Origin of the sequence: Sphingobacterium sp. T2 (genome assembly GCF_000814685.1) — a bacterium.
Classification (GTDB): Bacteria; Bacteroidota; Bacteroidia; order Sphingobacteriales; family Sphingobacteriaceae; genus Sphingobacterium; species Sphingobacterium thermophilum.
The window spans coordinates 1-10,668 of the sequence record NZ_JXAC01000203.1 but is presented as its reverse complement, the minus strand read 5'-3'; the positions used below and the strand labels follow the sequence as shown (position 1 = coordinate 10,668).

11 protein-coding genes and 1 pseudogene are annotated in these 10,668 nt (G+C 41.2%); 8 read left to right on the top strand and 4 right to left on the bottom strand.

Annotated features, from left to right (window positions below; genetic code table 11):
* Window positions 1–231 precede the first annotated feature (231 nt).
* Window positions 232–726 (top strand): metallophosphoesterase family protein, encoded by a 495-nt coding sequence (locus SD31_RS12095; protein ID WP_039054323.1) that lies wholly within the window; start codon window positions 232–234, stop codon window positions 724–726.
* A gap of 39 nt (window positions 727–765) precedes the next feature.
* Complete coding sequence (gene fbp, locus SD31_RS12090; protein ID WP_039054322.1) at window positions 766–1,767, top strand: class 1 fructose-bisphosphatase; 1,002 nt, start codon at window positions 766–768, stop codon at window positions 1,765–1,767.
* Window position 1,768: 1 nt separating this feature from the next.
* On the opposite strand, the gene SD31_RS12085 is transcribed toward fbp, so the two are convergent.
* The gene (locus SD31_RS12085; RefSeq protein WP_039054321.1) at window positions 1,769–2,104 is read right to left on the bottom strand and encodes a MerR family transcriptional regulator; all 336 of its coding nucleotides are present in this window, start codon (window positions 2,102–2,104) and stop codon (window positions 1,769–1,771) included.
* 149 nt (window positions 2,105–2,253) lie between these two features.
* On the opposite strand from SD31_RS12085, the gene SD31_RS12080 reads away from it, so the two are divergent.
* On the top strand, window positions 2,254–2,550 hold the full coding sequence (locus SD31_RS12080; RefSeq protein ID WP_231561548.1) for a hypothetical protein: 297 nt from the start codon (window positions 2,254–2,256) through the stop codon (window positions 2,548–2,550).
* A 40-nt stretch (window positions 2,551–2,590) separates the two neighbouring features.
* Here the strand turns inward: SD31_RS12080 and accD are convergent, their stop codons facing one another.
* From accD to dprA, 3 genes are all read right to left on the bottom strand, one after another.
* Window positions 2,591–3,433, bottom strand: a complete 843-nt coding sequence (gene accD / locus SD31_RS12075; protein ID WP_039054319.1) for an acetyl-CoA carboxylase, carboxyltransferase subunit beta — start codon at window positions 3,431–3,433, stop codon at window positions 2,591–2,593.
* 293 nt (window positions 3,434–3,726) lie between these two features.
* On the bottom strand, window positions 3,727–5,475 hold the full coding sequence (locus tag SD31_RS12070; RefSeq protein WP_231561546.1) for an MFS transporter: 1,749 nt from the start codon (window positions 5,473–5,475) through the stop codon (window positions 3,727–3,729).
* A gap of 18 nt (window positions 5,476–5,493) precedes the next feature.
* Window positions 5,494–6,594: a DNA-processing protein DprA gene (gene dprA, locus SD31_RS12065; protein WP_039054318.1), complete on the bottom strand. Its 1,101-nt coding sequence runs from the start codon at window positions 6,592–6,594 to the stop codon at window positions 5,494–5,496.
* A gap of 102 nt (window positions 6,595–6,696) precedes the next feature.
* On the opposite strand from dprA, the gene SD31_RS12060 reads away from it, so the two are divergent.
* From SD31_RS12060 to SD31_RS12040, 5 genes and pseudogenes are all read left to right on the top strand, one after another.
* Window positions 6,697–6,960 (top strand): hypothetical protein, encoded by a 264-nt coding sequence (locus SD31_RS12060; protein ID WP_052259022.1) that lies wholly within the window; start codon window positions 6,697–6,699, stop codon window positions 6,958–6,960.
* 853 nt (window positions 6,961–7,813) lie between these two features.
* On the top strand, window positions 7,814–9,856 hold the full coding sequence (locus SD31_RS12055; protein WP_082021941.1) for a SusC/RagA family TonB-linked outer membrane protein: 2,043 nt from the start codon (window positions 7,814–7,816) through the stop codon (window positions 9,854–9,856).
* Complete coding sequence (locus SD31_RS12050; RefSeq protein ID WP_039054317.1) at window positions 9,846–10,181, top strand: hypothetical protein; 336 nt, start codon at window positions 9,846–9,848, stop codon at window positions 10,179–10,181. The genes SD31_RS12055 and SD31_RS12050 overlap by 11 nt, the downstream gene beginning before the upstream one ends.
* Window positions 10,159–10,359 (top strand): hypothetical protein, encoded by a 201-nt coding sequence (locus SD31_RS12045; protein WP_156138352.1) that lies wholly within the window; start codon window positions 10,159–10,161, stop codon window positions 10,357–10,359. Before SD31_RS12050 ends, SD31_RS12045 begins: the two co-directional genes overlap by 23 nt.
* Window positions 10,346–10,668, top strand: a pseudogene (locus SD31_RS12040) (hypothetical protein); the annotation flags it as partial. The gene SD31_RS12045 and the pseudogene SD31_RS12040, both read left to right, overlap by 14 nt.

The following is a 10,668-nucleotide window of genomic DNA, read 5'->3' as shown; positions in this document are numbered from 1 at the left end:
TGCAAAACAAATTATATRTGTSSRATYSGACACATATAAATTTGTTTTGATCACAGAAAGATAAATATAAAATCCTTCGAGCATACAGAGACAATACGATGTATCATCACGCTCTCTCGTAAGGAGGGAGGACTCCTTAGTGAAGAAGAGTTTATCATTTATAAAGAAAAGGGTATCTATTCGGATAGATATCGAGAAGTGTTGAAACCTTACTTTTTGGCTTTCTAGCGTATGAAGAAAATTGGTCTGCTTTCGGATACTCACAGTTACTTGGATGAGGCGGTGTTTAAATATTTTGAAGAATGCGACGAGGTGTGGCATGCCGGGGATTTCGGCTCAATAGATGTAGTAAGGAAGCTGCAGGCTTTCAAGCCTTTCCGAGGGGTATATGGTAATATTGATACAAAAGATATACAGCAGGTATGTCCTGAGCATTTGCGTTTTGAATGTGAGGGTGTGGATGTATGGATGACACATATAGGAGGTTATCCGGGACGCTATGCCTCACAGGTCAGAGCAGAACTACAACGTAATCCCCCAAAGCTTTTCATCTGTGGACATTCCCATATTTTGAAAGTTCAATTTGATGAAAAATTACAATTATTGCATTTAAATCCGGGGGCTGCCGGTTATCATGGTTGGCATAAAGTCAGAACGTTGATGAGATTTGATTTGGTAGCAGGTAAAATTGAAAATTTGGAAATTATAGAGCTCAAGAGAAGATAAAAAACTTACTCTATTTTTATTCGCGATAACCATGTGATTATGAGTTCTATAAAAACACTAGGCCAATTTATTATCGAGAAGCAGGCTGATTTTCCTTATGCCAAAGGAGAGTTATCTCGTTTGTTAAGAGATATAGGTATTGCAGCCAAAATAGTACATCGAGAAGTCAATAAAGCAGGACTTGTAGACATCTTAGGCGACCATGGAAACCAAAATGTTTTTGGTGAAAGTCAGAAGAAACTGGATGTATATGCCGACGAACAGTTTATTTCTGCCTTGAAAAGTGGAGGAGAATGTTGTTTTGTGGCTTCCGAAGAGCACGAGGAGGGAGTGGTATTGGTGGATGAAGGAATCTCCAAAAACGCCAAGTATATAGTCTGCATAGATCCGTTGGACGGAAGCTCCAATATTGAAGTCAATGTATCTGTAGGGACGATTTTCTCCATCTACAGACGTAAGAGTGAGGTTGGACATAAGGTGACTGAAGAGGATTTTCTACAAAGAGGGGTAGAGCAGGTTGCCGCTGGTTACATCATTTATGGTTCTTCTACTATGCTGGTATATACTACGGGAAAAGGGGTTAATGGTTTTACACTAGACCCTTCCATCGGCGAATTCTGTCTTTCACATCCCAACATGAAAATCCCTTCCAGTGGAAAGATATATTCCATCAACGAAGGCAATTATGTCAAGTTTCCGCAAGGTATTAAACAGTTTATCAAATACTGTCAGGAAGAGGACAAAGCGACCAACAGACCTTATACGTCACGTTATATCGGTTCTATGGTCGCCGATATACACCGTAATCTGCTGTTGGGGGGAGTATTTATCTATCCACAGACTTCTGCGCAGCCTAATGGAAAGCTGAGGCTGATGTACGAATGTAACCCTATTGCTTTCATCGTCGAACAAGCCGGAGGCAAGGCTACCACAGGAACGGAACGTATACTCGACATTAAGCCAAAGGAACTACATCAGCGTGTACCGGCCATCATAGGCAGTACCGAAATGGTGGACAAAGTCCTCGAATTTTTGAAATAGCTTACAGGCTGTCCCGAACTTCTATCAAAAAAGATTTAAGACGCTCCAGAGAATCAATGACACGTTGGTTCTCTTTTGCTTCTGTTTTGTTGGCTTTCAGATACTCGCGGGCACCTTGGAGGGTATAGCCTTTCTCCTTAACGAGGTTGAAGATAATTTTCAGGTTGGCTATATCTTCTTGGGTGAAGAGACGGTTTCCTTTTTTATTTTTTTTGGGCTGTAAAATGTCAAATTCACGTTCGTAGAAACGAATCTGAGAAGCGTTAACGCCAAACATTTTGGTTACTTCTCCCATTGTGTAGTACAACTTGTTGATTTCTCGTTCTTTGTAAGGCATAAGCTTCACGTGTTTTTGATACTGAAAACAAATATACAATCTAGGAATGAATTAAGAAAGTCGGCTAAAATTTATACGTTTGTTTGAGCAATAAGAGTTTTATGAAAGGTAAGGTCATTGTAAGTAGATTCTGGACCCGTTTTTTTTCTTTGGGAAAGGCCGAGGCCATTACCTTGTTCCCTTTTATTTTTATCTATAAAAAGGGATTGAAGAAGGATATTATACTGTTGAATCACGAACGTATACATATTTGTCAGGCTTTGGAACTTTTTGTCGTAGGTTTTTATCTATGGTATGTATTGGAGTTTCTTTTCCGCTTTCTCCGGCATAAAAATTTCGACAAAGCATACCGTAACATTTCCTTTGAACGGGAAGCTTTCACGCATGAATCCAATATAGGGTATCTAAAGCAGCGTAAGAGGTGGGCTTTTAGAAAATATCTGTAAAAAGTAAGAGCCTTTGTCAACGATAAAGGCTCTTACTTTTTTATTTTACTAATTTTAGGAATGTTGAAATCTTTTGTTTCAATTCTCTTCGGTCTACGATGAAGTCCAAGAATCCGTGTTCAAGGACGAATTCCGATGTTTGAAAACCTTTAGGAAGGTCTTTTTTGATTGTTTCTTTGATTACGCGCGGTCCTGCGAAGCCTATGAGTGCTCCCGGTTCAGCTATATTGATATCGCCCAGCATGGCATAAGAAGCTGTCACACCTCCTGTGGTAGGGTCTGTCAACAGACAGATGTATGGCAATTTGGCTTGGCTCAACAAAGCCAATTTGGCGGATGTTTTGGCCATCTGCATCAGGGAGAAAGCTGCTTCCATCATGCGGGCGCCTCCTGACTTGGAGATCATCATGAAAGGAAGTTTGTGTTCTATACAATAATCTATCGAACGGGCGATTTTTTCACCTACTACTGAGCCCATGGATCCACCGATAAAGTTGAAGTCCATGCAGGCGATGACGATTTCGTGGCCGTCAAGCTTGCCATGAGCCGAACGTAAAGCGTCTTTAAGACCGGTCTTCACTTGGCTTTCGGCTAATCTTTCATGATAGGGTTTGCTGTCAACAAAATTTAGAGGGTCGCCTGCAGTAAGATTAGGGAATAGTTCTGTAAATTGATTGTCGTCAAATAAGATAGAGAAATATGCTGCCGAACCTATACGAATGTGATAACCACAATATTGACAAACGTATTTGTTCTCGATTTGTTCAATGTTCAAAAGAGGTTTTTTACACGAAGGACACTTGTCCCACATACCGTCTGGAGCCTCTTTTTTGTCTTGTGTTGCAGTTCTGATCCCTGCTTTATTTCTTTTAAACCAACTCATATAATCGTGTTTGTTCTAGCTACAAATAAACGAAAAGATATGCTAAAAGAAAAACTTAAAGGTCAAAAGTAGTAAAGGATAGTGCAGGAAAGATGGATAGGTATAAAACAAAAAGTGGGCAAGCTCCCTTTATCGCACCGCTCAACCTAATACCCTTGCTATGTTCCATCCTGGGGGAGTCATAGGGAGCTGGTCGTAAAGGACTTACCCACCGCAAAAATAGGAAATTTTTGAGATAGACAAAATTTAAAATATAAAGAATGCCCTATCCTGTTGAAGTTCAGCCTGAAAAATTACATTTTGTCCTCGTGGAATTCTCCTTTCAACGCAAAATATCCGAATACTCCAAGTCCTATCGAGATAATCGGCGTAAGGATGAAGACGATAATTAGCCCGAAGACCAGATCTTCCTGATGGCCTGTCTGCAGCTTTGGAAAACCAAATTTCACGATGCAGAAGTAGGCAGCCAACAGTGCCAATATTATCCAAGCTATTCCTAATAATCTTTTTATCAGTTCCATGGTTATTAGATTTTTTGAATACATGTTTTTAGTAATGTATAGGGTGCCGATGACAAAACATACGGCTGAAATGATAATAGGGTACCACAGTCCGGCCAGATAGAATTCACTATCTTGAGAGGCTTGAGCATTGCTTGCTAGATAAGTCGATACAGCAGGAAGCAATCCTCCGAAGACGCCATTGCCTATGTGGTAAGGCAGAGACATCGAAGTGTAACGAATCTTTACTGGAAATAGTTCCACAAGGAAGGCGGCTATAGGTCCATACACCAGTGTTATGTAGATGACCTGAATAAAAATCAGTAGGATTAGCTTGATGTAATTCCATCCTGCGATGGTTATTGTCTGTTTGCTGATGATTTGGGTGGTGTTGTCCACTATATGTTTGGTTTTTGTCGTGGTAAGGACAGAGCGGTCAGTATAGTACACCTTTTCAGTCACTATTTCATCTTTGCCTTTTTCGGTATGTACTACTTCAAAGAATTCTTCTTTCTTGTCCGTGATCTCTTGTTTGTTTTCAACGTTAGTCAGCTGATACATCTTTTCGTAGATGGGACGGTAGGTGAGAATGGCTAAGGCCATGCCGGCGAGCATCACCCATTTTCTTCCAACTTTGTCGGACAGCCATCCGAAAACGATGAAGAAAGGTGTTCCGATGAGAAGAGCTATACCTAGGATGGTGTCTGCCTGATCTGTATGCAGGTGCATGACCGTCTTCATGAAGCTCATAGAGTAAAATTGTCCAGTATACCAGACTACTCCTTGTCCCATCGCTGCCCCGAAGAGCGCCAGCAACACAAACTTGAGATTGTATTTATTGGCAAAGCTCTCCTTCAGCGGATTTTTTGAAGTCTTGCCTTCTGATTTAGCTTGTTTGAATTCCGGAGACTCATCCATATTTTTTCGAATCAGATAGGAAACGTATACCATAAGTATAGATAAAAGAAAAGGAATACGCCATCCCCACAATTCAAACTGTTCTTCACTCATCAGCGAACGAGTGGCAAGGATAACTATTAGGGAGATAAAAAGCCCGAAAGTTGCTGTAGTCTGTATCCAAGAGGTCCAGTAACCACGCTGTCCGTTAGGGCTATGCTCGGCCACATAAGTGGCTGCACCTCCATATTCTCCACCTAGAGCTAGGCCCTGCAATAGACGCAGGATAAGTACGATAAAAGGAGCCCAAAAGCCTATGGTCTCGTAGCTAGGAATACATCCGATAAGGAAGGTAGCTCCTCCCATCAGCAACAGGGTGACCATGAAAGTGTATTTTCGTCCTATCAGGTCTCCCAGACGTCCGAAAAATAGAGCTCCGAAAGGTCTTACGACAAATCCTGCCGCAAAGGTGGCAAGTGTCGAAAGAAAGGCTGCCGTAGGGTTGTCTGATGGAAAAAATTTTGTCGAAATCACAATGGAGAGACTACCAAAGATGAAGAAGTCGTACCATTCGATAAGTGTTCCCAAGGAGGAAGCTCCGATTACTTTCCAGATTCCTTTGGTTTGATGTTTTTCTGTAGTCATAGATTCGTTTATAATGGTTTAGATTAATTTATATGTTTTTCCGGGTAAAGATATCAGAATGCCTTTCATCTCCATTTCCAGAAGAACTATAGCCAGCTTACTTTGTGGCCAATCGCAATGCAGGGCTATGTCGTCTATGGAGGCCTGTTCGCTTTCTCGGATGAAGTCAAAAACTTTCTTCTCGTCTTTAGTCATATCTTCCGGGATAAGAGGAAGCTGTTTGGACAGAGGTTTTCTGTCCTCTCTCTTTTCCCAGTTCATGAGGTAGGCCAGATCTTCAGCATTGCGTATAAGGTGAGCGCGGTGTGTTTTTATCAGATAGTTGCATCCGGCAGAAAAATGTTGATCTATGGCGCCGGGGAAGGCACATACATCTCTGTTGTAGGTGTTGGCAATTTCTGCGGTGATCAGGGCTCCCCCTTGGAGTGCAGCTTCTACGATTATGGTAACATCGGCTAGTCCTGCGATGATGCGGTTGCGCATAGGAAAATTCTGTCTGTCGGGACTTGTTCCTGACGGAAATTCGGTGAGCAGTCCGCCATTGTCCAACATCTTTGTCGCTAGATCTCGGTGTGCCAAGGGATAGATGCGGTCCAAACCGTGTCCTAATACCCCAACGGTGGGAATATGATTTTTTAGTGCTTCACGGTGGGCAGCGCCGTCGATACCATAGGCTAAGCCGCTAATGATTAGTACATCGTAATCCTTTATCTCACGAATAAACTCTTCACAAATCTTCTTGCCGTAGGAAGTAGCATTTCTAGTGCCTACAATGCTGATACTACGAAAAGGGTTGAGGGAGGTATTACCTTTGAAATACAGCAGAAGGGGAGCGTCTTCACAATTTTTCAATCGTTTGGGGTATTCTTTGTCTTCTATCCATAAGGCCTGTATATTATGCTTTTGGATGAAGTGATACTCTTCCTCCGCTTCTTTGAGATAGGATTTTGAAAGTATGGTACTTGCCACCGCTTCGCCGATGCCGGGAATTGCCATCAGCTGCTTTTTTGAACAAGAAAAAATTTCATCAACAGAACCGCAGTAAGCCAACAATGTTCGGCTCAGTTTAGGGCCAATACCTTTTATCTTGGTCAATGCAATTTTGTCGAGGATGTTCATAATTGGTCAAATAAATATAAGGAATCCTTATTTTTTATTGCAAAACTTTGGTCTTTTTTCTTACAAGAGAATAGTACCTTTGTACAAACAAATAGAAATAAGATGAGCTTTCAAGAACCTTTTGATATAGAAATCTATAATGTCGTGTATTCTGTTTTTCCAGAAGAAAAAGATACCTACACTATCTTCAAGGACGGAAAAGAATACGTACAAATTGTGAAAGATACCGACACAAACTGGCTTAAGCTAAATCCTGAAACGGGATTACCAATGTTTGGAATGGATGAAGAAGTCAACCTTATCGGAGCTGAAATTTTGAAAGAAATGGAGGGCCGCGGGCAAGCTGGCTCGGACACGGAAGAGTAGGCATATGATACCTTACTATCTGAAGTTTGTCGTATCAAAATCCTTGTCCAAAATTTTCGGCTCGTAAGCCGACCAATCATCCCTGAAGGATGATAGCATGAATACTTCTGAATCTCTGTACAACTATAATTCACACTTTGAAGTTTGATGAGACCCGAAGAGCGTGGTGTTGTTGTATCATTCTCATCTTTCAGCGCTCCATAGTTGAAAAACATATTCTGAGAGGTATAGTAGCCGGTTCTTCCTCCGGCATTCCCTCTTTTTCCGAACTCTTAGAATCTCTCCCATTTCGTATACCTATGGAGTTCTAATGCAACCGAGCGTATAAATGCATAGGATTTTTTTTATTTGGCAATACTCTGCACGCGACTTATACAATCATAACGATTCAAAAGAGAGAAGGGTATTGAGATAAAGAAGCGGCTTATGGGATTTTGTTTTATAATAAATATGCTAAAAGGATTTTATAATAAAGTTGTTGTTTTAGCAATCAAATTATATATAAAAGTGTTTTTGAGGTGTTTAAAGTTTATTTCTTGCTGTTTTTGAAGTGTTTTGAGCTTTATTTGAGTGTTTTTGGCTCTTGTTATGTTGTTTTGTAGGTGTTTTAGGTAAAAAAGAGGGGTGTGATGTTGTAGATTTTAAAATTATTGTATCTTTTTTGTTGTGTATGCTATTTTCTTGAAAAAATGATTGATTTTTTTAAGAAATCCATATATTTAATCATAACTAACCCATATATAACTTTAAATTATGAGAGAAATGAGCCCATAAGATCAGACCTCCGATTATTTTTCTGTCTTTTTTAGTAACATCAGCTTAATTACTACACCTAACTAACAATCACCTAATTATGAAACAATGTTCTAAATTATTGTGGCTGAGATACGTACGTGCTAAAAAACGCAGTAGTCTTAGCAAATTTTCGCTCATAGCGATGTCTCTTTTTCTCAGCCCGGAAGTTATGCAGGCCACTCCACTGTATAATTATTCTATCCAAAATGAAAGAGAGTTGAAAGGTACGGTTCTCGATGAGTCCGGCAAGCCTGTTGACGGAGCTTCTATCAAAGTAAAAAATGGCAGACAAGCCACATCCACAAATGGATTGGGAGAATTTACTATCCGTGTGCCGCGGGAGTGTGTTCTTATCATCAGTCACGTGGGATATGAGACGCAGGAAGTATTTGTACGTGATCAGCAAAATCTCAGAATCCAGTTAAATGCAAGTGGCAGAGATTTGGAAGAGGTCGTGGTAATAGGTTATGGTACGCAGAGTAGAAAGGAGACTACGGGAAGTTTGACATCAGTGAAGGGAGATGATGTGGCCAAGACGCCTGTTCAAAGTTTCGATGCAGCGTTGGGTGGAAGATCGTCGGGGGTTCAGGTGAACACAAGTGCGGGGGTATTGAACCAGGCACCAGTTTTTAAGATTAGAGGGACTAACTCTCTGTCTTTAAGCACATATCCTTTGGTCGTGATAGATGGTGTTCCGGCATTTAACGATAATGACGACTCAGGCCCTAGCTATGCGTCGGCCAATCCTTTGTCGGCAATCAATCCAGCAGATATTGAAAGTATAGATATTGCCAAGGATGCTGCCGCGACAAGTATTTACGGTTCGCGCGCAGCCAATGGTGTGGTCTTCGTAACCACCAAAAAAGGTAAGAGGGGAGCTACGCGTGTGAATTACGAAGGATGGCTAGGCTACACTATGGCTAATAGGCTTCCTAAACTATTGAATGCAGAACAATATATAGAAATCAAAAATGAGGCCTTGAAAAATGCTGGAACATATAATGAGAATACAAACTATTTCGGTTTCAGCAGAGATGCTAACGGAAATATCATCGACACAAGATGGTATGATTATATCTATCAGACGGGAGTGTCACACAGTCACAATGTGAACATTTCCGGTGCTACGGATAAAACGAACTATTTCGGTTCGGCGTCTTATACCAACCAAGAGGGTATATTCCAAAAAAATGGTTTTGACAGAAAGTCTGTCATGTTCAACATTGACAATACCACTACGGATTGGATGAAGGTGGGGGTTAAGTTGAACTATGTCAACGAAAACAATAAGGCCGCCATGTCTACCGGAGCGGGCAGTAGTGGTTCTTTCCAGTCATCATCTTCTTCGGGAGCCATGGCTCGTCTGGCACTGATGACAGCTCCTATCGTCGGTCCTTATAACAACGATGGCACTTTCAACGTGACGTCGAATGGTTTTGTCGGGTTAATGGATAATGTTGGGCATCTCAATGAATCAAGACTCGGTTTTTATAACTCTGTCATCTCATTGGAAAACAACTATTCAAACAACTACGGCAATAATGTGCAGTCGAGCGCTTACCTGCAACTGAAACCGCTAAAATGGATAACCTTCAAGTCAGTTTATGGTATCGACTACCGTAATGTAGATTATTCTAACTACTATTCTCCAATATCGGGTGAGGGGCTGGCCAACAACGGTTCTGCTTCCAGCGTAAGCTCAAGACGTCAAAGATGGGTGTGGACCAATACATTGACTTTCGATTATTCTTTTGATTCACATACTTTTAACCTGTTGTTGGGGCAGGAACAGCAGCGAACCACAGGTTCTATGTTCGGCTTGGAACGTAGGGGCCAGACAGACCCTTATTATTCCAATATCCAAGGGGGATGGCAGAATGTTTTCGATTACCGAACTAACAATCAGGAAATTAACAACTACCTACATTCCTTATTCTCTCGTTTGCAATATGATTATCAGAAAAAATATTATATCACAGCTAACCTGAGACAAGATGAATATTCCGCTTTGGGACTTAACAACAAGAAAGGTGTCTTCTGGGGCATCTCAGGAGGATGGGATGTAGCCAAACCACTTCGTCCGTACGGAATTGAAATATAAAAACGATCTTCCTTATGATTTTTCAGGCGGCGTAGGGCAGTGGAATTATAACAATGTACAGAACAAATATCTGAATGCTTCGGAGTTGCTAAGACAAGCTATGTCAAAAAATCCAAACCTAAAAGTGTGGGTTATCGCAGGATATTATGACCTAGCTACACCTTACCATGCTGCGGAATACGTGGTGAAACATATGAACCTTCGTGCAGAACAAAAAGAAAAGGTATCTTTCACCTATTATGAAGCAGGACATATGGTATATATGCCGAAGGATTGTATGATACAGTTAAATAAAGATGCAGATGAATTTTATAAGAAAAACTAAACAGAACTATTGGAAGGCAGGCTTTGTCCTGGCTTTCCTATGCACCTCTTCTTTAGGCTATGCACAGGAGGCTATCAAATATCAGCTGCCTCCTCAGTCTATAGTAGATTTGGTAGATGCGCCGCAGATCCCGGAAGGAAAATTTCAGCCCGGACGGCCGTTATATGCTGGTGCTTGATGTGCCAGGGTTCCAAACAATAGAGCAGATATCGCAGCCGGTATTAGGTGTAGCAGGATTAAGGATAAATCCTCTAACGAACACGACGGTAGCGGAAAATCCTGGAACATATAAAGGAATAAAAGTACGTGATTTGAAGACAGAAGCTGAATTCTCTATTGCAGGACTACCACAAGTGTTAGGTATGGCCGACATCAAATGGTCGTCACAGCCCGGCGTGTTTGCTTTCTTAAATAAATCCTTACAGGATACCGAACTTTGGATTTTTTTTGCTGTCTTGCTGTTTAGGTCCGCTATCCAAAGTTCGGA